This is a genomic window from Tamilnaduibacter salinus (genome assembly GCF_003096655.1).
Classification (GTDB): domain Bacteria; phylum Pseudomonadota; class Gammaproteobacteria; order Pseudomonadales; family Oleiphilaceae; genus Tamilnaduibacter; species Tamilnaduibacter salinus.
Genome location: NZ_QEKQ01000007.1, coordinates 13,737 through 36,153, shown reverse-complemented (window position 1 = coordinate 36,153; position 22,417 = coordinate 13,737). Strand labels below are relative to the sequence as shown.

Sequence of the window (22,417 nt, the reverse complement as noted above, 5' to 3'; positions counted from 1 at the left end):
GTGACATTTCACGGCCCGGTGACTACCTTTCTGTATGAAGCTGAAACTCGCTTTGCGCCGAGAACGACATCTTCTATGCGCTACGAAACGACGGAGCTTGAGATTGACGTCTCTGAGCTTCGAATCGGTATGCACGTCACCAAACTGGATCGCCCCTGGGAGGAAACCGACTTTCTGTTGCAGGGCTTTATTATCCAGCGCCAGGACGATATCGACGCATTACAGTCACAGTGCCGTAAAGTCACTATCGAAGGTAAGGTCAAAAAAACCGAATACGAGCCCCATCCCGGCGAGCATTTAAAGCGGAAGGAAAAGGCGAGATTCGTCCAGTATAGCCAGCGACCAGACACAAAAAAAAAGGTCAAGGCCAAACGTCGCCCTCAACCGGACTCCGGCGAAGGCCGGATCACCAAACGCGTCACCTACGTCAACAAAGTGGATGTCAACTACGAAATTCGCAACGCCACTGGTCACTACGGTGAAGCGAAAAAGGTTGCTGACGGTATCATGTCAGGCCTTCGGGTCGGCCGGGCCCTGGACCTGAATCGTGCCAGGGAAGTGGTGAACGACTGTGTTGACAGCATTCTTCGCAACGACGATGCCCTTCTACTCCTGACGAAACTGAAACACAAAGACGAATACACCGCCGAACATTGCCTCAACGTGTCCATCCTGAGCGCCGCCTTCGGCAAACGTTTGGGACTATTGGAAGAGGAAATTCGGACACTTGGTCTTTGCGGATTGCTGCATGACATTGGCAAAGCCAAAGTCCCGAGCGAAATTCTCCAGAAACCCGGAGCCCTGACACCAGAAGAACACGCTATCATGCAAAATCATGCCAATTGGGGACGAGACATGTTGATGGCCCTGCCCAAGGTGGCGCACGCAACGATCGATGTCGCTTACAACCACCACGAGAGACTGGACGGTAAAGGCTACCCGCGAGGGCTGGAAGACTATCAGATCCCCTATTTTGCAAAAATTGTGGCGATTGTGGACACCTACGATGCCATCACCAGCAACCGTGTTTACGACCGGGGCCGGTCGTCTATGGAGGCGCTGGAGATCATTCACCGATTCCGGGGAACCCAGTTTGATCCCGATCTGGCCCGTGAATTCGTGCAAATGATCGGCATTTATCCTCCCGGTTCCATCGTCGATATGAAAACAGGGGAAGTGGCCATCGTGATCGCGTCCAATCCGAAAAACCGGCGACGGCCACGTATTATGATGGTTCGTGATGCCAACAAAGAGCGCCTGCCGAAGTTTCGGCTACTGGACCTGAGCCTTAAACCCCGGAATGACGATGGCCAAGTACTTGAAATAGGCAAGGAGGTGCCAGATGGCACCTACGGCGTGGTGTTACAGCGCTTTATTGACAGCGGCCTCACTCTGGGTCATCAGACCGGCGGCGCTACGTAACCCGAACCAGTTCAGATATGGGTTATATCGGTGACCCATCGCTCACTCAGAACACCTGCTTGGCTTTGCGTTAGTGTAACGCCCTCAGGTGTCTACTGTATCGGGGGCTTGCCAGTTGTCGAGTTTTGAGAGATGGGGACATTCATAAAAAACCCCCAGAACGGAAGGCTCTGAGGGTTAGCGATTGAAAAACTGCTAGGTGTTATAAGTAACCACTTTTAGGGGGTTATGAACACTTCGAATCCCCACACGACAGGCAGGTCGCGCAGCCGTCCATGACCACCACGGCTTTGGTGTTGCACTTGCCGCACGTGGTCGCGTTGGAGGGGTAGCCGCCAGTGTCGCCATCGTTGCTGGACTCTTTTTGGCGGGACTCGAACTCGGCCTTCTTTTCCGCCAGGATGCGTCGGCTGACCTCGCTCATTTCCTCGCTTTCGATCAGCCCGATGGCCTTCATGTGCTTCTCGATCACGGCGCCAATTTCGGCCACCAGTGAGGGCATGAAAACGCCGCCCTTACGGAAGTACCCGCCGTTGGGGTCATAGACCGAGCGTAGCTCCTCCACGAGGAAGGTCACATCGCCGCCTTTGCGGAATACGGCGGAGATGACCCGGGTGAGGGCGATCACCCACTGGAAATGCTCCATCGACTTGGAGTTGATGAAGATCTCATAGGGCTGACGAACCTCGTGATCCGTGTCCTCGTTGAGCAGGATGTCGTTGATGGTGATGTACATCGCATGCTCGTCAACCGGCGGCTTGATCTTGTAGGTCGTGCCCAGCAGGAAATCCGGCCGTTCGATGTGCTCGTTCATCTCGATCGGCTGGTGCTGCTCTTCCTCTTTTGCCGCCGGAGCCGCGGGTTCGGCCGAGTCGTTGGGTTTGACCCGATAGCCTACGATGTTTTTGTCGATCTTTACCGTCATGATGTTCTGTCCTGTTCTGGTGCGGGGCGCTTAGTACTTGCCGTAAGTGCCTTCCTTGAGTGCATCAAAGAGGTTCGCAGCCGTGTGCACCTCACCGTCGTATTCGATTTCCTCATCGCCCCGGACGTTAACCTTGGACCCGTCGTCCAGGGTGAACTCGTACAGCGTGTTTTCCAGATCTTTCTGTTTGACCAGGACACCCTGGAACGCCTCGGGGTTGAACCGGAACGTGGTGCAGCCCTTGAGTCCGTTCTCGTAGGCGTACATGTAGATGTCCTTGAAGTCCGGATAAGGGAATTCTGTCGGAACATTCGCCGTCTTGGATATTGAGGAATCCACCCATTTCTGGGCCGCTGCCTGAATGTCCACGTGCTGAGTCGGCGTCACGTCGTCGGACGTGGTGAAGTATTCCGGCAGTTTGGCGTCCGCCTCTTCCGAGAAGGGCATGGCCTTGGCATTGATCAGATGCCGGTAGGCCAGCAGCTCGTAAGAGAAAACGTCGACTTTCTCCTTGGTCTTACGGCCTTCCCGGATGATGTTGCGTGCATAGTGGTGCGAGAAGCTCGGCTCGATACCGTTACTGGCATTGTTGGCCAGTGACAGACTGATGGTGCCCGTCGGCGCAATCGAGGTGTGATGCGTGAAGCGTCCGCCTTTCTCCGCCAGTTCCGCAACCAGCTCCGGCTCGACATCGGCAATCTGTTGCATATACGCACTGTACTGGGCGTGCAGGACGCGTCCCGGGAGCCTGTCACCGAGCTTGTAGCCTTCTTCCTTCAGCTTCGGGCAGATGGCCAGCATCCGGCGGGTGATCTCGAAGTCGTCGTTCATGATCGGTGCCGGGCCTTTCTCCTGGCCGAGGGCCAGTGACTGGCGCCAGCCTTCCACGGCCATTTCGCGGACCACGTCTTCGGTAAAGGCGACGGACTCTTTGGAGCCGTACGGCATCCGCAGCATGGCGAGCGTCGAGCCGAGACCCAGAATGCCCATGCCGTGCCGGCGCTTGTACTCAATCTCGTGACGCTGTTCGTCGAGCGGCAGGCCGTTGATTTCTACCACGTTATCCAGCATCCGTGTGAAGATGCCGACCACCTTGCGGTACTTCTCGTAGTTGAAGCTGGCCTTGTCCGTAAACGGGTAGTCCACGAACTGTGTGAGGTTGACCGAGCCCAGCAGGCAGCTGCCATAGGGCGGCAGCGGCTGCTCGCCACAGGGATTGGTGGCCCGGATGTCTTCGCAGAACCAGTTGTTGTTCATCCGGTTGACCTTATCGATCAGGATGAAGCCAGGCTCGGCGTAGTCATAGGTAGACGTCATGATCGCATCCCAGATGAACTGGGCCTTGACCGTCCGGTAGATCCGGCAGGCGACCTCGCCATCTTCGTTGATGACATACCCTTCCTGGGTGGGGAAGGGCCGGAAGACGAACTGCTCCGGATCGTGAACGTCGAGGTTCTCAGTCTCGACTTCCTGCTGGGTCACGGGGAAAGACAGGTGCCAGTCGTCGCCGTTTCTCACCGCTTCAATGAAGTCTTCGGTCACCAGCAGGGACAGGTTGAACTGCCGCAGGCGGCCGTCTTCGCGCTTGGCCTGGATGAAGTCCAGAACGTCCGGGTGGTGAACATCAAAGGTGGCCATCTGGGCACCACGCCGGCCGCCGGCGGAAGACACCGTAAAGCACATGCGGTCAAAAATATCCATAAAGGACAGCGGGCCGGAGGTGGTCGCGCCGGCGCCGGCAACGTATGCGCCTTTCGGACGCAGGGTCGAGAACTCGTAGCCAATCCCGCAGCCGGCTTTCAGTGTCAGACCGGCCTCATGGTTTTTCTCCAGGATGTCGTTCATGGAGTCGCTGACCGTGCCTGATACGGTGCAGTTGATCGTGGACGTGGCCGGCTTGTGGGCTTCAGCGCCCGCATTCGAGGTGATACGGCCTGCGGGAATGGCCCCGTTTTGGAGCGCCCAGACGAAATCGTTGAAACACTGCTTGCGACGGTCCTTTGCCTCGACCTCGGACAGTTTGCGGGCCACCCGTTCGTAGGTGTCCTCAACGGTCCGATCCACAGGTTCGCCGCTCTTGGTCTTCAACTGGTACTTACTGTTCCAGATGTCGATCGAGGCTTCCTGGAAGGGAATGGTGGATATCAGCTCCTGTACTTTCGCGCTCATTGCCGCCCTCAAACGTCCGGTTCTCGTTATAGGTCTGCCGATCAGCAGGTCGGGTCCAGGCGGCTATAGCGGCCTGGACACTATATCTGGTGGTTCGGGAATTCGATCATTGCCACCCGCTCACTCCCCGAATGACGGCCATGGCCGAGGGGACGCGGTTGACAACCGGTGCTCCCAGGCACCGACCCCGCTTTTCGAAAACCCAATATATCCGCCAATTGGTGATTTAGTATAACACCATATTGTGGTCTGTGAAGGGCGAGGAAACTATCGGAGATGGTCGCGGATTGGGAAAAATCAATCTGTCGGGGGTTGCCTGTTGTTGAAACCGCGTGGTTGGGCCTTCAGCAACGATGGCACTAGATCTAGTGCTCAGTTGATAACCGGATTCCGCGGTTACCAATTGGGTCGCAGAACGGAGCGATGCGTTGTTTGTGTCGCATTTGCATCCTGTAACCCGGTTTTGTGATCGCGAGCACGTTGACTCGATGGATGTGTCGCTAAAGTGAGAGTATGCGGGGTGATTATGCCCAGCATTTGCCAAGAACAACAATAAACGGCCTTGATTTTGATGCAGTCTCTCGTGATTGATTGCGGGAAGTTCAGATGACAACAAAAGCAACAGGGAAGCAATCAAATGAAAGGTTTTAAAACAAGCACAGTTGCGCTGTGCCTCGGTCTCGCACCCGGCCTGGGGATGGCGGAAATCCAGCCACTTGATGACAGCCAGATGGGCAACGTGACCGGCCAGTCCGGCGTGACCATTGAGCTGCAGACACGTATCAACATCGACGAAGTTCGGTATACGGACGAGGGCTCACTCGCCGTGAACGACGTCTTTGTCGGTGGTGCCAACCGGACGGACTTTTTCTCGGAGATGAATCTGGACTTGGCGGGTTCCACGCCAACTGACTTACTGGATGATTTCCGGATGGACATTGATGTCCTTTCAGACGGCGATGCCGTTATCAATCTGCTGCCTGCAGGTCTTCTTAGGGCGGTGGATGTGCGGGTCGCCACGGGGGAGTGGGTGCTCGAGGGCGAGGGCGCCGGTAACACGGACTCCACGACGATCATGGACAACTTCCAGATGGATGCCCTGATCGGTTCCGGCACCCTGCGTGTTGACACGGCAACGGACACGCTGAACATCCAGACCGATATCGCCATCGACGATTTGGACTTTGATGCGCCGTTCCTGGCCTTGGGTGTTCGGGACGTCGTGGTGACCGGTGCCGACTACGACCTCGACGCGCCGCAGCCCCTTGATGTTTTCGCTCCGGTGGAGCTGAACCTCTATGAAGGCAACAACGCGACCGGTAATAGTAGTCTGGCGATTGATTTGGCGCAGTTCGAGGCGGATATCCGTGTGGGCGGCGTCCTGATCGGTGGCACGTCCATTGGGTCACTGGCCATGGACAACCTGTCAGTAAGTGGCACCAACATGCGTGTTTACGGACACCAGTAAGTGCCCGTCCGTCGCAGGGGGCGCCCGGCAACGGGCCGTCCCCTGTGTTTCCAGAAGCACCGTCAGCCGAGCAGCAGGCTGTCGTCGGTCACCTCCAGTCCCCGCTGCTTCTCGAACAGCGACAGCAGATCCGGTACCTCCAGCCCCTCACGTTCCTCGCCACTGATATCGAATACCACCTGACCCTGGTGCAGCATGACCGTCCGGCTGCCGACGTCCAGTGCCTGCTTCATGCTGTGCGTGACCATCAGGGCCGTCTTGCGATGGCGCTCAACAATGTTGCATGTCAGGTTCAGGACGAAGCGGGCCGTGCGCGGATCGAGGGCGGCTGTGTGTTCGTCCAGAAGCAGAATGCTGGAGGGGTTCAGACTGGCCATCAGCAGGCTGACCGCCTGACGCTGTCCTCCGGACAGCAACCCCATCCGGTCGCCAAGACGATTCTCCAGCCCCAGATTCAGCTCCGCCAGCGCATCCCGGAAGCGCTTCCGGTAACGGTTCTTGACGCCAGAGCCCAGCCCCCGTCGCATGCCCCGCTTGATGGCCAGGGACATGTTCTCCTCAATGGTCAGATCCTCGCAGGTGCCGGCCAATGGGTCCTGAAACACCCGAGCCACCCGGTCCGCCCGACGGTGTGTGGGGAGTTTGGTGACGTCCTTGTCGTCCACAATGATCTGGCCCGAGTCAACCATGACCTCGCCGGAGAGGGCATTGAGTAGCGTGCTCTTGCCGGCGCCATTGCTGCCGATCACCGTCACGAACTCGCCCGGGTCGACTTTCAGACTCAGTCCACGCAGAGCCGGATTCTCCAGCGGTGTTCCCTTGCCGAAAGTCAGTTGCAGGTTGTCTGCGCTAATCATGGCATCAGCTCCGCGAGAAGAATGACTTGACCGAGTGTCGGGCGTTCGGGAGAACAATCGCCAGCGTCACCAGAACTGCGGTAATCAGGTTCAGGTCCTGCGTCTTGAGACCCACGAAATCCGCATTCAGAGCCAGGGCAATGGCGAGCCGGTAGAGAATGGCGCCGACAAGACAGGCCAGCAGGGCGCGGAAGACATTGCGGGGGGTCAGCACGGCCTCGCCGCCGATCAGTGACGCCAGCCCGATTACAATCACGCCAACGCCCATCGTGACATCGGCGGCCCCCTGGCTCTGGGCAAACAGAGCACCCGCGAGGGCCACAAGACCGTTGGAAAGGGCAATGCCAAGGACAATCATCCAACCGGTGGCAATGCCCTGGGAGCGAGCCATTCGTGGGTTAGCGCCGGTGGCCCGCATGGCTAGGCCGGTCTCGGACTGCATGAACCGCCAGAGCATCACCAGGCCGACCAGAGAGACGAGGAGGAACAGCGCGACCGGCACCTGATGGAATGCCAGATCCAGCTCATACCAGGGCGTCAGCACCGTCTCTTCGGAGAGCAGGGCAATATTGGGACGGCCCATGATGCGCAGGTTGACGGAATACAGGGCAATCATCGTCAGGATGGACGCGAGCAGATTCAGGATGTGGAGCCGGACGTTGAGCAGCGCCGTCACGGCACCGGCGCCCATGCCGGCGACCAGGGCCATACCGGTCGCCAGCCAGGGGTTGAAGCCGTCAATGATCATCACGGCCGCCACGGCCGCACCGAGCGGGAAGCTGCCATCGACGGTCAGGTCGGGGAAGTGGAGCACCCGGAATGAGAGATAGACGCCAAACGCGACGATGCCGTAAATCAGGCCCGTCTCGAAGGCGCCGTAAAGCGCGATTTCACTGAGCATGGAGATCCTGCGTTGATCGTCGGGCGATTATTCGGAAATGACCTTGTCAGCGTCATCAACGAAGGATTGGGGCAGGGCGATGCCCATGCGTTCCGCCGCTCCCGGGTTGACGTGGAGAGACAGCTTGTCGATGCCACGAACCGGAATGGAAGCGGGTGCTTCCCCTTTCAGGATGCGGTCGACAACCTGCCCGGTCTGGCGACCCATGTCGTAGTAGTTGAAGCCCAGAGCGGCGACGGCGCCGCGCTCGACCGTTGCGGTATCCGCGGCGAAGACCGGGATGTCGGCACGTTCGCCGACGGACATCACCGCTTCGGCAGCGGATACCACGGTGTTGTCAGTGGTGATGTAGATGGCATCCACCTTGCCGACCAGTGAGCGGGCCGCGCCCAGTACTTCCGACGTCTTGGTGGCGGCGGCTTTCACCAGCTCGACGTCCCGCTCTTTGAAACGCTTTTCGATTTCATCCACCAGGGCCACGGCATTGGCTTCGCCGGGATTATAGACGGTCCCGATGCGGGTGGCATCCGGTACCACGCGCTGGAGCATGTCCAGGTGGCGATCAATCGGCAGCATATCGGTGATGCCGGTAATGTTGGCGCCTGGTTTCTCCATGCTGTCGACGAGTTTGGCGCCGACCGGGTCGGTGACCGCGGAAAAAACGACTGGCGTTTTGCGGGCAGCGGCGGCGACTGTCTGCGCCGACGGCGTGGCAATGGCAACAATCACGTCCGGACTGGCACCGACAAACTTGCGGGCGATCTGGGACGCCGTGGCGGTATTCGCCTGGGCGCTTTCATGCATGAACTTGATGGACTCACCAATGCGGTAGCCCGCGTTTTCCGTCAGCTCGTCACGGACGCCTTGATAGACCGCATCGAGAGCGGGGTGCTCGACGATCTGGGTGACGGCAACGGTTTTTGGTTCCGCCTGCACGAGTGAGGCGGTGGCCAGCAGCAGGGTCGCTAGCATGGTTTTGACTAAACGGCTGAACATGGTGTGTCTCCGGATCATGCTGGATCAATCGGCGCCGGAGCAGATCAAGGTTCCGGGGCCGCCCAAAAACGAAAGGGCCGGATTTTAGCACAAAAACCAGTCGCCGCTGTTACCCGGATCGCGGGGGAACATGCCGGTACTGAAGCTGGGTTTTCATGCTCTGGATGGCCTGGATGATGGTCACCACAAAGCCGACCAAGAGGATGGTCGCGAGCAGTGAGAGCCCCAGGTCCGTGACCATGTTGCCATTGCCAAGCTGGAAGGCCTGCAGCGCCTGGCCCAGATGGCGGAACAGCAGAAACAGGGCGATTCCGGCACCGGCCAGGCATGACAGCGCTTGAGTAACGGAAATGGCAACCGGCGGGATTGTGGTCTGGTGACCGCAGTAACTGCACTGATATCGATCCAGGTGACCGACCTCGTCCAGTTGTGCCACCGGGTCCATCAGCCCCTGGCGGCAGTGGATACAGACGTACATCGCTTGCTTCCTGTCTTTCAGACCCATGCCATTATTCGCTCTTTTTGGGCGCAATTGCCGTGAACGGGTTGGGATCCCGTGAAATCCGGCAGTTAATGCAGTATAACGGAGAGTCACCATGACCCGTCCACTGACATGCGACAGACCAATGACAGTGCTGTGGCATGCCGTCATCCGTCGGCCATTTCACTGAGATCGGCCTCCGGCTCGCGAGGCCGCTTTGACGCTGGTGACAGAGTTGGCATAGGGTCTTTTCCATAACAACCACAACCGGGTAAGGAAAAGAAATGGAGACAGCACAGACAGCGCTTCCCCTGGAGATGATTTATCATTGGGAAACCGCCCGCGCCGAGTCGATCTACATGACCCAGCCGGTTGGTGGCGGCAAGACCGTGGACTACACCTGGCGCCGTGCCGTCGGCGAAGCGCGGCGAATGGCTTCCTATCTCAAGTCGCTCAACCTGCCGGAAAAGAGCCGGATCGGGATTGTCTCTAAGAACTGCGCTCACTGGATTATGGCTGACTGGGCGATCTGGATGGCCGGACACATTTCCGTGCCCCTGTACCCGACGCTGAATGCGGATACCGTGCAGTACATTCTCGAACACAGTGGCTGTGAAGCCCTGTTTGTCGGCAAGCTGGACGACTGGGATGGTATGAAAAGTGGTGTTCCCGATGCCATCCACTGCATCTCTTTTCCGCTGAGTCCGAAAACGGACTTTCCCACCTGGGACGACCTTGTCGCCAAGTACCCGCCGCTGAAAGAGAACGTTCAGCGTGATCCGGATGAGCTGGCGACCATTGTCTACACCTCCGGAAGCACCGGCCGGCCCAAGGGGGTCATGCTGGACTTCAAGAGCCTGGCTATTGCCGCGGAGGGTGGGACATCGCTGTTGGAAGTCACGGCGAACGAACGGATGCTGTCCTATCTGCCGTTGTCACACGTATTCGAGCGTTACCTGGTGGAACTCGGTTCCATGAAACGAGGGTTCCGCGTGTACTTTGCCGAGTCGCTGGATACATTCGTGGAAGACCTGCGCCGGGCGGAGCCGACCCTGTTCCTTGCCGTTCCACGCATCTGGACCAAGTTCCAGCACGGGGTCTTCGAGAAGATGCCCCAGAAGAAGCTCGATCGGCTGCTGCGCATTCCGGTATTGAACCGGATCATCAAGAAGAAGGTGCTGACCAACCTCGGTCTTCAACACGTCAAATTCGCTGGCAGTGGGTCGGCGCCGCTGTCCCATGACATCCTCGAGTGGTACCGCAACCTGGGGCTGGAGCTGCTTGAGGGGTACGGCATGTCCGAGAACTTTGCCTACTCCCACACGACCCGGCCGGGCCGGGCTCGCACGGGGTATGTCGGCGAGCCCCTGCCGGGCGTGGACGTGAAGATCAGCGAAGAGGGTGAGGTGCTGGTCAAAAGCCCAGCGACCATGATGGGCTACTACCGGGACGAGGAGAAAACCCGGCAGACCTTCACCGAGGATGGTTACCTCCGCACGGGCGACAAGGGCCAACTGGATGAACTGGGGCGCCTGAAGATTACCGGGCGGATCAAGGAGATCTTCAAGACCAGCAAGGGCAAGTATATTGCCCCGGCGCCCATCGAGAATCAGTTGATGAGCCATCCCGACGTGGAGATGGTGTGCGTCTCCGGTGCCAACCAGACGCAGCCGCACGCGTTGGTGATGCTCTCGGAGGAGGCGCTGAGCAAGTCCTCAGACCCCGAGTTCCGTGAGGAGCTGGAAAAGAGCTTCACTGAGCTGATGGCCCAGATCAACCAATCCGTGGACCCTCATGAAAAGCTCAAATTCATCGCCGTCGTGGACGGAGAATGGACCATGGAGAACGATTTCCTCACCCCGACCCTGAAGCTCAAACGGAACGTCGTGGAAGACGCCTACGCTGACAGGGTCGACGACTGGTACCGCGCCGGTGAGGCGATCATCTGGGAGTAATCCGCTCCAGCCCCCGCCCCAGAGCGGGGGCGGGCGACCGCCTTTGGTCGAATTGGGCAAGCCGGACGGGCGTCCTACACTGGGTGCCAAGGAGGATAACCCATGACCCGTCTTGCCCGCTTTCAGGAGCGCATCAACACCCTGATTCCGCTCACCCGATCGCTTGGGGTGACGCTGACTGCCTTTTCTGGCCGCGACATCGAAGTGCACGCGCCGCTGTCGTTGAACCACAACCACCAGGGCACCGGCTTCGGTGGCAGCATCTATGCCGTGGCGGTGACCGCGGCCTGGTCGTTGCTGGAGCTGTGGGTGGAGGATCAGGGCCTCGAGGGCGAAGTGGTGATCCAGTCCGGCGCCATCGATTACGGTCAGCCGCTCAGTGGAGACCTGTTGGCCCGATGCTCCCTCCCCGGCGCGGAGGACATGCAGCGGTTCGAACGCAGCGTGGATCGTCGGGGCATCGGTCGGCTGTGTCTGGAATCCACGGTCTACTCTCAGGACGCGGCCGGAGCGACGCCGGCGGCCACCTTTAGCGGGCGCTTCGTGGTGACCGTCCCGCGCTCGCAGGACCAGAGGTAATTCGCTGACTTACTGAAACTCCCGCGACCGGCTGATCGAGCGGCTCATCAGAACGATCGGGATGATGCCCGCTGTCACGATCAGCAGAGCGGGCAGGGCGCTCTGGCCCAGCATCTCATCCGAGGCGAACTGGTACACGTGGGTTGCCAGTGTCTGGAAATTGAAGGGCCTGAGGATCAGTGTCGCCGGCAGTTCCTTCATGCAATCCACAAAGACGACCAGCGCCGCCGTGAGCATGGTCCCTCGAAGCATCGGCAGGTGCACCCGCAACAGTGTCCGCGCCGGCGGACTCCCCAGCGAGCGGGAGGCCATGTCCATGTTGGGCGTCACGTTCTGAAGCGCCGACTCAAGGCTGCCAGCCGAAACGGCCAGAAACCGCACGGTGTAGGCGAAAATAATGGCGAATGCCGATCCGCTCAGCAGCAGCCCGCTGTTCCACCCCAGGAATTGCTCCATCAGCCCATCGAACCAGTTATCGAATGCCGCAAGCGGGATGATGACGCCGACTGCCAGAACCGCGCCGGGCATGGCGTACCCCAGGGACGAGAGACGCAGCAGGGCTTTCATCACCGGCGTGTCATGAAGCCGGCGGCTGTACGCCAGCACCAGACCGATCACTGTGGTGGACAGCGCGGCCATGGAGGCGAGGAACAGGCTGTTCCAGGTCGTCTCCAGAAATGACTCGGTCCAGCTTTCGTCCAGATAAAGCCAGGCATAGTGCCCCAGTACACCGGCGGGAACGAGAAACCCAAGCACGACCGGCATCGCACAGAATACCAGGCAGAATGCCTGGACGGAGCGTCGGGGGCGGAATCGATGGACGGGGTCGCGGAGATCTCGCGCCGCGTATTGCTGCTGGCGGCGTCGGGACAGGCGCTCGAGTGTGACCAGCACGACCATGAACGTTAGCATGACCATGGCGATCTGCGCCGCACCCCCGAGATTGCCAAGGTTCATCCAGGTGTCGAACAGCCCTCGCGTCAGGGTGTTCACGGCGAAAAAATCCACTGTCCCAAAATCGTTCAGTGTCTCCATCAGCACCAGCGACAGGCCCACCGCAATCGCCGGGCGTGCGACGGGCAGCACGACCCGGAAAAAGGTCGCCGTGCGGGAACGACCGAGGCTGCGACTGACTGCAAACAGGGACGGCGACTGTTCCATGAACGCCGCCCGGGCGAGCAGGTAGATGTACGGGTAGAGCACCAGGCCGATCATGATGATGGCGCCGGTCAGCGTCCGGATGGCGGGAAACCAGTAGTCCCCGGCACTCTCCCAGCCAAACGCGGCTCTCAACGTACTCTGGATGGGCCCCGCATAGTCCAGCAGATCCGTGTAGACATAGGCGATGACGTAGGCCGGCACGGCGAACGGCAGCAACAACGCCCACTCCAGCACCCGGCGCCCGGGAAACTGGCACATGGTGACAATCCACGCGCAGGGAATGCCCAGGCCCAGTGTCGTCACAGCGACGCCCAACATCAGCAGGGCCGTGTTCTCAAGGTAGAGCGGGAGTGTGGTGGAGACCAGGTGGGGCCAGACGTTCGATTCCGGGAAAAACGCCAGAACCATGACCGCAATGATCGGCAGGGCGACCAGGGCGGTGGTGGCAGCGGCCCCGAAAAACCACCGTTTGCCCGTTCGATGGGTCAGCGTGTAACGCGAGGTGCTGATTGCGGGGTCCGACGAGGTCGCCTGTGTCATAGAAGTGCTTGGCCGGGTGTCATGAGAAAGCGGGCGATTGTATCAGACTGCCCGCTTTCCCATGGGCGGAATCAGTTGTCGTACCGGACCCGATCCACCATCTTGACCGCCTCCTCACGATAATCGGCGATGGTTTCCAGTGGTAGATCGTCGCGGTTCAGGGTGCCCCAGCCCGAGACCAGTTCGGATGGCGCGACGGCTGGGTTGGCCGGGTACTCAAAGTTCACACGGGCGTAAATCGACTGCGCCTCTTCTGAGGCGAGGTAGTTCATCAGTTTGACGGCGTTGTCCCGGTTCGGGGCGCTCTGAGTCATTGCCATACCACTGACATTGACGTGCGTGCCGCGGTCATCAGCGTTGGGGAACACCAGGTGAACCTGATTGGCAATGGCCTTCTGATTCTCGTCCTGCAGCATCTTCCCGTAGTAGTAGCTGTTGCCGATGGACAGATCGCATTCGCCAGCGGCAATCGCCTTGATCTGGTCGCGGTCGCCTCCCTGGGGCTTGCGGGCCAGGTTGTCCTTGAGGCCTTCAAGCCATTGCTCGGCTTCCTCGACACCGTGGTGTGCGATCATCGAGCTGAAGAGGGCAATGTTGTAGGGGTGCTTGCCACTCCGGGTGCAGATCCGGTCATCCCAGCGCTCGTCGGCCAGCTCCTCGTAGGTGGTGATCGCCCCTTCCTCGACCCGCTCATTGGAGGCAAAGATGAGACGGGCACGTGTCGTGAGGCCGTACCACAGTCCCTCGGAGTGGCGCAGACTGGACGGGATGTTGTCGTTTAGCGTGTCTGTCACGACGCTTTGGGTCAGGCCCCGCTCCACCAGTTCATTGAGCCGTGATATATCGGTGGTCAGCACCAGATCCGCCGGACTGTTCTCACCTTCGCGGGCCAGGCGCTCAGCCAACCCCTTTTTGGCGAACACCACATTGGCGTCAATGCCGGTTTTCTCGGTAAAGGCATCGAGCAGAGGTTCCAGCAGATAGGCCTGGCGGTAGGAGTAGATGTTGACGTCACCACTGGCGCTGGCCGCCGCTGGCATGAATGTGCTGGCCGCCAGTGCGCTGCCTAGAATGATGTTTCGTAGCTTCATGTCACTGTCCTTATTCTCGTTTTACTGCGTGGGCGTTCTGTCAGTTCGCTGTTTTCGATAAACGTGATAATAACCATTCTTGTTGGGTTTTGCGAGAAAAAGGAAAAGCGGGGCGGTATCGGTCGGGAAGGGCACGGCTGATGATGCTATGCTCTTCAACACGATGGATAACAACAACCTGTAGGCCTTTTTGATTATGTCCCGTGATCGCCGAAAACACCTCCGCACCCCCATGACCGCGAAGCTCCTGATCACGCATGAGACGCTTGGAGAGAAGATATTTCTAACGCGGGACATCTCCGACAGCGGGGTTTTTGTCGAAGTGAATGACCCGGAATGGCTTCCTGCCGTTGGGGACCGGGTTAGGGTTCAGGTTCAAGACATGCCGGTGCCAGCACCGATCCGGGCGATGAAGGTGGTGCGATATGCCGAGGATGGTATCGGCATGCAGCTTGTCGATGAGGATGATGACGAATGAGCACAAGACCGCCTCTGGTTCAACGGGAACGTTCCTTCGGGCGCTGGCGGGGCCGCCTCTCGGGGGCGCTGGTCGGTGGGTTCGCTCTTGTGATGGCCGGCTGTGCATCTCACTATACCCATTATGCGGTGTTCCCTGCGGAGAATTCGTCGGGCGAGGACCGGCGTGTGCGTGTGGTCTGGCATACCGCTGAGTACCCGGCGTGGTGGCCGGGGGCTGATGTTGTGGCGACTGCTTTGACCGTTGAGACACAGTGCAGTACCCGGGTCTGGCGGTTGAAGGGGGTGCCCCAGGGTGACTCAGGCTGCGCCAGTGAGGGGGTTCGCGCGTGTGGCGAACCGGGGCAGGACCGGCTGGCACGTACTGGCGAGCCGGTTGAGCCCGGAACGGTTTGCATGGCGGTGACAAACGCTGACCGGCTGGAAGCACTGGAGGGGGAACTGGCGCTGCGGGTGGATTGCGAGCCGATCAACACCCAGCGTGGCTCCGGCGAGGAGGCTGAAAACCGGGACTACGTCCGGGCATCCGCTGTCCCCTATTCCATTGCCGTACGCAAGGCACCGCGCTACAGCCTGGAGGCCGGGCCGCCAGAGCTGGGAGATGCCGTCTGCGACGACGAGTAACAGCGATCGGGTCGGCACCGGATTTGTTACAGCCGTCACACCGACACACGATGTTGCGAAGTGACAAGATAGGTAACCCGATGTCAGTGAATGGTGACGAGTCGCTACGAAATTGTAATGGCCTCTGGCTGCCAGACAGGCACAATAGACAGTGTCAAAAACCGTGAAATCTGGAGTCGAGGTGTACCGTGGGCGTTCGACAGAAAAAAGTCGCAGCACATGATCTTGAGATCGGGATGTTCGTGTCTGATCTGGACTGCCCGTGGCACCAGACACCGTTCCCCATCCAGGGTTTTCACATTCGCCACCAGCACGAAATCCAGTCACTGATCTCCCATTGTAAGTGGGTGATGATTGATGTGGCGGAAGGGCGTGACGTTTCCACCCCGGACGACGACACCTTTTCGCCACCGGGGCGCAAACGCAAGGATCAGAACGTAGCGATCAAGCTGCCCCCCATCCACATCCGGCAACCCCGCCAGTACGACGTCCAGACGTCCATGAAGAAGGAGGCTCGTCAGGCGTCGGTTGTTCTGGAAGACGCGGAGGCGGCGCTGCAGGGTGTGACCCGGCAGTTTCGTGACGGCGAGGCGCCGGATCTGAGGGCCGTATCGCGGGTGGCCCGTGGCATGATGGAGAGCGTGGTCCGTCACCCGGATGCGCTGCTCTGGATGACCCGGATTCGCGAACACGACGACCACAGCTACCGCCATGCCATGAACGCCTCGGTATGGGCTCTGATCTGTGGCCGACACTTCGGTATTGACGAAAATGCGCTGCACAGCCTTGCCATGGGCACACTGCTTGCGCACGTGGGCAAACTCGATCTGCCGGAATCGATCGTCCAGAATGAGGATCGGCTCAACGCGGACGACTACCGCACGTTCCAGAAGTACGTCGAATACGGTGTTCGGCGCCTGAAAGACGCGGATGTGGCACGTCCGGTACTGAGCGTCGTGCGCTATCACCGCGAGCGTCACAATGGGTCCGGTTTCCCGTCCGGACTGCGGGGCGACCGGATCCCGCTTCTGGGCAAGATCGCGGGTCTGGTGGACTACTACGAGTCACTGGTGGAACCGCGCCCGGGCCGTCGCCCCATGACGTCCGCGCAGGCCGTGGCTCACCTCTACGAACTGCGGAATATCGCCTTCCAGGAGGATCTGGTAGAGCGGTTCATCCAGTCGGTGGGACTGTATCCGACCGGCACGCTGGTGCAGCTCAGCGACGGTCAGCGCGGCGCTGTTATCTCACATTCACCAGAGCGCCGGCTCTGGCCGCGTGTGATGGTCATGACCGACCAGGAACACCAGCCGCTGAAAAAGGGCCGCATCATCAACCTGGCCGAGTACAACAAAGGCCGTGATGCCTCGCAGACGCTTAACATCACCGCATGCCTGCCGCTCGGCACCGCAGGGCTGAACCCGATGCAGTATGAGGTCACCGGTGCCAGAGTATCCCGATGGAGCATCAAACGCCTGGTCGGCTGACGCGGGCGGCTACTCTTCGATGACGACCCGCAGGGGCTTCTGCACCCAGCGATAATCACCGACCGGGCGGAAATTGATGATTAACTCCACCTCCGTACCGGCATCCCCGCTCACAAAATATTCGACCGTGCCGCTTTCAGCGTGCGTGCTGTGAATGGTGAGCGCCGACGGGTTGGTGCTGATGGCCTCGATACGGTCAATTTCGATCCCGCCACCCACCTTCAGTACAGTCACCTCCCGGACCGATTCATCACCTTCACTGACGGTCTGGGTGACGGTGTCGAGGTAGTAGCGGTTGGCGATGTCGACGGTGATCTCATCCAGTTCGCGAAGCAGATAGTCTTCGGCGTCGGACTCGCTCACATCCCCGATGCTGCGCTGGGCGCCCAGGATTCGGTCCCGCTTCTGTTGAAGGTCGTCCTGGTACTCCACATCCGGGTCCCGCTCCGTATCGTCCTCGGGGGCCACCGGTGCGTTGCTGATTTCGGTGGGCGTAGGCGGATCGTCGCAAAGCTCGCTGTCCGCCGGCTCGAAGCAGATGCGTTCAAGCACCCAGTTGACCGGTGACCGCTCGGCACCGGGATCGGGCTCTTCATTGGTGTCCGGCTGCTTGCCGCCCTGGTTGAAGTCCGACGCGGAGACCGTAAAGTCAATCGGCTCCTCCAGTTGCTGGCGAAGGTCCCGGAATTGATCCAGAGTGCGGTCCGTGATCTGAAGATCACTGCCCTCTGAGGTGGACTGGTCTTCGTCCATCACCATCAGGAATCGGGTAATGTTCAATAGCGTGGTGTTGCTCACCACCTGCTCCTCGACTGGGCGGTGGCTGAGCAGGCCCAGTTCGTTGGTCAGCGGTTGCTGCAATTGCTGGCGGGTTTCGGGGAGGAACTCCAGTGGCGTGATGATGGGGTCCGTTGGCACCGACTCGCCGACCACGAGATCTCCCACGCGAAAAGTCACGTTCTCGCCTTCGAAATATCGAAATGTGCCGCGATCGTTGGTGGTTCCGGTCTGGCTTTGGGTGTCGTAGTTGAGGCCGGCGATACCGCCAAGGGTCAGCTGCCCCGTGGCGGCGGCGTTGCCATCGTCACCGCTGTCATCCAGGACACAGCCGGTGAGCCCGAGGGCCAGGGCGAGGCTCAGCGTTGTTCTTATCATACAGTCGAGTGGTCCCTGCGCAGTTGGTCGCGTATGTATTCCGCGATTATAAGAATCCGTGCACGTCTTTACCGGACGCCCGTCGCAGTTTGCGCAGTTGATCGACGACGGTCGAACGGCTTGAACTTGCGGAATTCATCACAAGATAGGACCCTTACGATCCTTCATTCTCCAGACCGGGCGACATCATGAACGACGCACTCCGGATTCGGAATCTCAATAAGACCTACGAAGGCGGCTTTCAGGCCCTCAAAGGCATTGATCTGACGGTCCAGAGCGGTGATTTTTTTGCACTGCTCGGGCCCAACGGGGCGGGCAAATCGACCACACTGGGCATCGTCTGTTCGCTGGTCAACAAGACCGGCGGCACCGTCGAGGTGTTCGGTCACAGCATCGACACGGATCTGGCGAGAGCCAAGATGAATCTGGGCGTTGTGCCGCAGGAAATGAACTTCAACCAGTTCGAAAAGGTGTTCGACATCCTGGTGACGCAGGCGGGTTACTACGGTATTCCGACGAAAAAAGCTGCGGAATCGGCCGAACGCTACCTGCGACAGCTCGGACTCTGGGACAAACGCAACTCGCCGGCCCGGATGCTTTCCGGTGGCATGAAGCGTCGCCTGATGATTGCCCGGGCGCTGGTCCATGAACCGCGTCTGCTGATTCTCGATGAGCCCACCGCCGGTGTGGATATTGAGCTGCGCCGCTCCATGTGGACGTTCCTGGAAGAAATGAACCGGCGGGGCACGACCATCATCCTCACCACCCACTATCTGGAAGAGGCGGAAGCCCTCTGCCGCCACATTGCCATCATCGATGAGGGACGCATCGTCAAGAACACCAGCAAGCGTGATCTGCTGCGCCAGCTCAGCATGGAAACGTTTGTCCTGGATGTCGCCGAGCCACTGGGTGAGGCGCCTGCGCTGGCGGACTTTGACACCCGCCTGAATGGCGAAGGGCAGCTGGAGGCAGACGTGCAGCGTGGTCACCCGCTGAATGCGCTGTTCCGCGAGCTCAGTGATGCCGGTATCGAGGTCACCAGTATGCGGACCAAGTCCAACCGTCTGGAGGAACTCTTCCTGAAGCTGGTGGAAGAGGGCAGCGGCGACCAACAGGAGGCGAGCGCATGAATCCCAGCGCAATCTGGACCGCATTCACCACCATCGTGGTCCGCGAAATCCGCCGGTTCACGCGGATCTGGCCGCAGACACTGCTGCCGCCCGCCGTCACCATGACGCTGTACTTCGTGATCTTCGGCAACCTGATCGGCTCGCGGATCGGCCCGATGGAAGGGTTCGACTACATGGCGTTCATCGTACCGGGGCTGATCATGATGTCCGTCATCACCAGCTCCTACGCCAACGTTGTGTCTTCGTTCTTCGGCATGAAGTTCCAGCGCAGCATCGAAGAACTGCTGGTATCACCGGTACCGAACTGGGTCATCCTGGCCGGCTATGTGGCCGGGGGCATGGCGCGCGGCCTGGGGGTCGGACTGATCGTCACGCTGCTTTCGCTGGGCTTTACGGACCTGCAGATGTACAGCGTCAGCGCGACCATCCTGACGGTGATCATGACCTCGATGCTCTTCTCGCTGGGTGGGTTCATTAACGCCATGCTGGCCACGAAGTTCGACGATATCTCCATCGTACCCACGTTCGTGCTGACGCCGCTGACCTATCTCGGCGGCGTGTTCTACTCGATCCAGATGCTGCCGGAGTTCTGGCAGGGCGTCTCAATGATCAACCCCATCCTGTATATGGTGAATGCCTTCCGCCACGGTATTCTGGGCGTCTCGGACGTGAACGTGTGGGTGTCGCTGGCGATGGTGGCGGTCTTTATCGTGATCCTTTCCACCGTATCGCTGCGGATGCTATCCCGCGGCCGGGGTATCCGGCATTGATGAGGTGCTCATGAGCCTGAACGACGCACCGCTGGGCCAGACCAGCGACTATCCTGAACAGTACGCGCCGGAGCGGTTGTATCCGGTGCCGCGCGCGGCCAATCGCAAGCGTCTGGCGCTCAGCGAGGGGCATTGGCCCTGGTTCGGTGCCGACATCTGGCAGGCCTGGGAGCTGTCCTGGCTGCGCTCCGATGGCATACCGGCCGTGGCCTGGGCGCGGTTTACCGTGCCGGCGGATTCGCCGTTCCTGATCGAGTCCAAGTCGCTCAAGCTTTACCTCAATTCCCTGAATCAGGAGCGGTTTGAGTCGGCAGCGGCGGTCCGTCATTGCATAGAGCGTGATATGTCCCAAGTCGCGGGAAAGGCCGTCGGCGTTCAGCTTTACTCCGTGGACGACGCGACCACCGCCGCTGGAAGGCCGGATAACACGATTCTGATCGACGACGCGCCGATAACGACGCACACACCGGAGAACCCCACAGCCGGAGAACGCCGCGTGACCGAGCGGTTGTGCTCGCACCTGCTCAAATCGAATTGTCCGGTCACTGGCCAGCCCGACTGGGCGACCGTCGTTGTGGCGTACACCGGCCGGGAAATCGAACGGGCGTCGCTACTGAACTATCTCGTAGGCTTTCGCCAGAAGCAGGACTTTCACGAACACTGCGTGGAGACGATCTTTACGGACCTGATGAAGCACTGTCGGCCAGAAGCGCTGAGCGTTCTGGCGCAGTACACACGGCGGGGCGGGTTGGACATCAACCCATGGCGCAGTACGGCGGACCGTGCGCCCGCATTCCAGCGCCTGGTGCGTCAGTAGTCGGGGTCTTCTTCGCGAAGGCGTTCGGCGGCTGATTCCAGTGCCTCGAGAATGTTGCGACGCTCGTCGGCATGGATCTTCTCGGAGTCCAGATACATTGCGAACCCGGCGTGTTCGTGCTCAAGGAAGCTTCGGTCCGCACCGAGGTCGCGGCGGAAATCGATCACCTCATAGATCGGGACCGGGCGCCCAAAGCCCTTGACGGAAATTTCCCCCATATCCCGGCACATGATCGTGTCCTTAATCAGGGAAAAGGTCTCGTAGGAGATCAGGATCTCGCCGGGGTCCGCCAGTGCCTCCAGCCGGGCCGCCAGGTTCACCTCCTTGCCGATGATTGTGTAGTCCATCCGGTTTTCTGCACCGAAGTTGCCGACGGTCACATAGCCAGTACTGATGCCCATGCGGATTTCCAGCGGTGTCTTGATGCCTTGACTGCGCCATTTCTGGCGCAGAATCTTCATGTGTTTGCGCATCTCCACGGCCATTGATACACAGGCCTGTGCATCCTGACGCTGCCCCTGACTGGTGGGGTCGCCGAAGAAAATCATGATGGAATCACCAACGAACTTGTCAATGGTGCCGCCGTACTTGAGGGCGACCTGTGACATTTCGTTGAAGTAGGTGTTCAGAAGATCCGTCAGCGCCTCGGGCTCCATCTCTTCCGACAGCTCGGTGAAACCCCGGATGTCCGAGAAGAAGATCGACAGCTTCTTGCGCTGGGTTTCCAGCCGCACATCCCGCTCACCGGTAAAAATGGACTGCCACACTTGCGGGGACAGGTACTTGGAGAGCTTGTGGGACAGGGCAATGGACTGTTCACGCTGATGCTGGATCTGGGACTTGGCCGTCACCAGTGCCTTGGCTTGCAGGTGTGCGTAATACGCCGTAACGCAGATGTAGAGACCGGTCGTTAAAACCGCCACCATGCTCAACAGGATCGGTGCGTTGGGCGAGGGCGCGAGTCCGAAGAGCCAGAGTGATACAGCGGCCGAGGCCAGAAAGCAGCCCGTTCCCAGCAACCACTGGCGCATACCGCCAACCAGCAGGCAACTGAACATCAGCATCATCAGAACCGCCAGGGATGGGACCACCACCATGCCGATGAGGCCCACAAAGCCACCGCCGAGCGCACAGTCAGCCAGCAGCATCTTGTGCCGAACCCGCGAGGAGCGCCGTAGAATCGTCCGCCGGGTGAAATAATGCGCCATGTGGGGCCAGAAAAGGGCTCCGGCCGCCAGCCAGATCATCCAGTGTTCGAAGGTCTCTGTGTACAGCCCGACCAGGATGATGGTCGCTGTACAGACATATGCAAGCACACGTCCGGTGTAGTCGGGCATGGGCGGGATCGCGACCGGTCGTCGAGACGTCGCCGCGGAGGTCGGTTTTGTCGCCGCCAGTGGTGCGTTCATCAT

The 22,417-nt window shown here is 59.7% G+C and carries 20 protein-coding genes; 10 read left to right on the top strand and 10 right to left on the bottom strand.

The window, feature by feature from the left end:
- Positions 1-75: 75 nt before the first annotated feature.
- Positions 76-1,422 (top strand): cyclic di-GMP phosphodiesterase, encoded by a 1,347-nt coding sequence (locus tag C8D92_RS11145; RefSeq protein WP_116919408.1) that lies wholly within the window; start codon positions 76-78, stop codon positions 1,420-1,422.
- 226 nt (positions 1,423-1,648) lie between these two features.
- Here the strand turns inward: C8D92_RS11145 and C8D92_RS11140 are convergent, their stop codons facing one another.
- Both C8D92_RS11140 and C8D92_RS11135 read right to left on the bottom strand, forming a co-directional pair.
- Positions 1,649-2,347 carry a TSCPD domain-containing protein gene (locus tag C8D92_RS11140; protein WP_116919407.1) on the bottom strand — a complete coding sequence of 233 codons (699 nt, stop codon included), beginning with the start codon at positions 2,345-2,347 and terminating at the stop codon, positions 1,649-1,651.
- 30 nt (positions 2,348-2,377) lie between these two features.
- Positions 2,378-4,516: an adenosylcobalamin-dependent ribonucleoside-diphosphate reductase gene (locus C8D92_RS11135; protein ID WP_116919406.1), complete on the bottom strand. Its 2,139-nt coding sequence runs from the start codon at positions 4,514-4,516 to the stop codon at positions 2,378-2,380.
- 637 nt (positions 4,517-5,153) lie between these two features.
- Here C8D92_RS11135 and C8D92_RS11130 point away from each other — a divergent pair.
- Positions 5,154-5,984 (top strand): DUF6160 family protein, encoded by an 831-nt coding sequence (locus C8D92_RS11130; protein ID WP_116919405.1) that lies wholly within the window; start codon positions 5,154-5,156, stop codon positions 5,982-5,984.
- 62 nt (positions 5,985-6,046) lie between these two features.
- Here the strand turns inward: C8D92_RS11130 and C8D92_RS11125 are convergent, their stop codons facing one another.
- From C8D92_RS11125 to C8D92_RS11110, 4 genes are all read right to left on the bottom strand, one after another.
- Entirely contained in the window at positions 6,047-6,841 is a 795-nt protein-coding gene (locus C8D92_RS11125; protein ID WP_116919404.1) for an ABC transporter ATP-binding protein, read from the bottom strand.
- Positions 6,842-6,845: 4 nt separating this feature from the next.
- The gene (locus tag C8D92_RS11120; protein ID WP_095611709.1) at positions 6,846-7,742 is read right to left on the bottom strand and encodes an ABC transporter permease; all 897 of its coding nucleotides are present in this window, start codon (positions 7,740-7,742) and stop codon (positions 6,846-6,848) included.
- A gap of 27 nt (positions 7,743-7,769) precedes the next feature.
- Positions 7,770-8,738 carry an ABC transporter substrate-binding protein gene (locus C8D92_RS11115; protein ID WP_116919403.1) on the bottom strand — a complete coding sequence of 323 codons (969 nt, stop codon included), beginning with the start codon at positions 8,736-8,738 and terminating at the stop codon, positions 7,770-7,772.
- Between the two features lie 109 nt (positions 8,739-8,847).
- Positions 8,848-9,243 carry a hypothetical protein gene (locus tag C8D92_RS11110; protein WP_133243128.1) on the bottom strand — a complete coding sequence of 132 codons (396 nt, stop codon included), beginning with the start codon at positions 9,241-9,243 and terminating at the stop codon, positions 8,848-8,850.
- Between the two features lie 260 nt (positions 9,244-9,503).
- On the opposite strand from C8D92_RS11110, the gene C8D92_RS11105 reads away from it, so the two are divergent.
- Together C8D92_RS11105 and C8D92_RS11100 are read left to right on the top strand one after the other, a co-directional pair.
- On the top strand, positions 9,504-11,174 hold the full coding sequence (locus C8D92_RS11105; protein WP_116919401.1) for an AMP-binding protein: 1,671 nt from the start codon (positions 9,504-9,506) through the stop codon (positions 11,172-11,174).
- A 102-nt stretch (positions 11,175-11,276) separates the two neighbouring features.
- The gene (locus tag C8D92_RS11100) at positions 11,277-11,753 is read left to right on the top strand and encodes a YiiD C-terminal domain-containing protein (RefSeq protein ID WP_095611713.1); all 477 of its coding nucleotides are present in this window, start codon (positions 11,277-11,279) and stop codon (positions 11,751-11,753) included.
- A gap of 9 nt (positions 11,754-11,762) precedes the next feature.
- Here C8D92_RS11100 and C8D92_RS11095 read toward each other — a convergent pair whose 3' ends face one another.
- The gene (locus tag C8D92_RS11095) at positions 11,763-13,454 is read right to left on the bottom strand and encodes an ABC transporter permease (RefSeq protein WP_095611714.1); all 1,692 of its coding nucleotides are present in this window, start codon (positions 13,452-13,454) and stop codon (positions 11,763-11,765) included.
- Between the two features lie 71 nt (positions 13,455-13,525).
- Complete coding sequence (locus tag C8D92_RS11090) at positions 13,526-14,545, bottom strand: Fe(3+) ABC transporter substrate-binding protein (RefSeq protein WP_095611715.1); 1,020 nt, start codon at positions 14,543-14,545, stop codon at positions 13,526-13,528.
- A 196-nt stretch (positions 14,546-14,741) separates the two neighbouring features.
- Here C8D92_RS11090 and C8D92_RS11085 point away from each other — a divergent pair, with 196 nt between their 5' ends.
- From C8D92_RS11085 to C8D92_RS11075, 3 genes are all read left to right on the top strand, one after another.
- Positions 14,742-15,023 (top strand): PilZ domain-containing protein, encoded by a 282-nt coding sequence (locus C8D92_RS11085; protein ID WP_322852823.1) that lies wholly within the window; start codon positions 14,742-14,744, stop codon positions 15,021-15,023.
- Positions 15,020-15,646 carry a hypothetical protein gene (locus tag C8D92_RS11080; protein ID WP_228151243.1) on the top strand — a complete coding sequence of 209 codons (627 nt, stop codon included), beginning with the start codon at positions 15,020-15,022 and terminating at the stop codon, positions 15,644-15,646. Before C8D92_RS11085 ends, C8D92_RS11080 begins: the two co-directional genes overlap by 4 nt.
- A gap of 188 nt (positions 15,647-15,834) precedes the next feature.
- Complete coding sequence (locus C8D92_RS11075) at positions 15,835-17,133, top strand: cyclic di-GMP phosphodiesterase (RefSeq protein ID WP_095611716.1); 1,299 nt, start codon at positions 15,835-15,837, stop codon at positions 17,131-17,133.
- Positions 17,134-17,142: 9 nt separating this feature from the next.
- On the opposite strand, the gene C8D92_RS11070 is transcribed toward C8D92_RS11075, so the two are convergent.
- On the bottom strand, positions 17,143-18,288 hold the full coding sequence (locus C8D92_RS11070; RefSeq protein ID WP_095611717.1) for an organic solvent ABC transporter permease: 1,146 nt from the start codon (positions 18,286-18,288) through the stop codon (positions 17,143-17,145).
- Positions 18,289-18,476: 188 nt separating this feature from the next.
- On the opposite strand from C8D92_RS11070, the gene C8D92_RS11065 reads away from it, so the two are divergent.
- Genes C8D92_RS11065 through queF form a run of 3 tightly spaced genes read left to right on the top strand, consistent with a single transcriptional unit; the run spans position 18,477 to position 21,005 of the window.
- Positions 18,477-19,418 (top strand): ABC transporter ATP-binding protein, encoded by a 942-nt coding sequence (locus C8D92_RS11065; RefSeq protein ID WP_095611718.1) that lies wholly within the window; start codon positions 18,477-18,479, stop codon positions 19,416-19,418.
- Positions 19,415-20,188 (top strand): ABC transporter permease, encoded by a 774-nt coding sequence (locus tag C8D92_RS11060; RefSeq protein ID WP_095611719.1) that lies wholly within the window; start codon positions 19,415-19,417, stop codon positions 20,186-20,188. Before C8D92_RS11065 ends, C8D92_RS11060 begins: the two co-directional genes overlap by 4 nt.
- A 10-nt stretch (positions 20,189-20,198) precedes the next feature.
- A complete protein-coding gene (gene queF, locus C8D92_RS11055) occupies positions 20,199-21,005 on the top strand; it encodes an NADPH-dependent 7-cyano-7-deazaguanine reductase QueF (RefSeq protein ID WP_095611720.1) in 807 nt (268 codons plus the stop codon).
- Here the strand turns inward: queF and C8D92_RS11050 are convergent.
- Positions 20,999-22,417 carry an adenylate/guanylate cyclase domain-containing protein gene (locus tag C8D92_RS11050; RefSeq protein WP_095611721.1) on the bottom strand — a complete coding sequence of 473 codons (1,419 nt, stop codon included), beginning with the start codon at positions 22,415-22,417 and terminating at the stop codon, positions 20,999-21,001. The two genes, queF and C8D92_RS11050, sit on opposite strands and share 7 nt — an antisense overlap.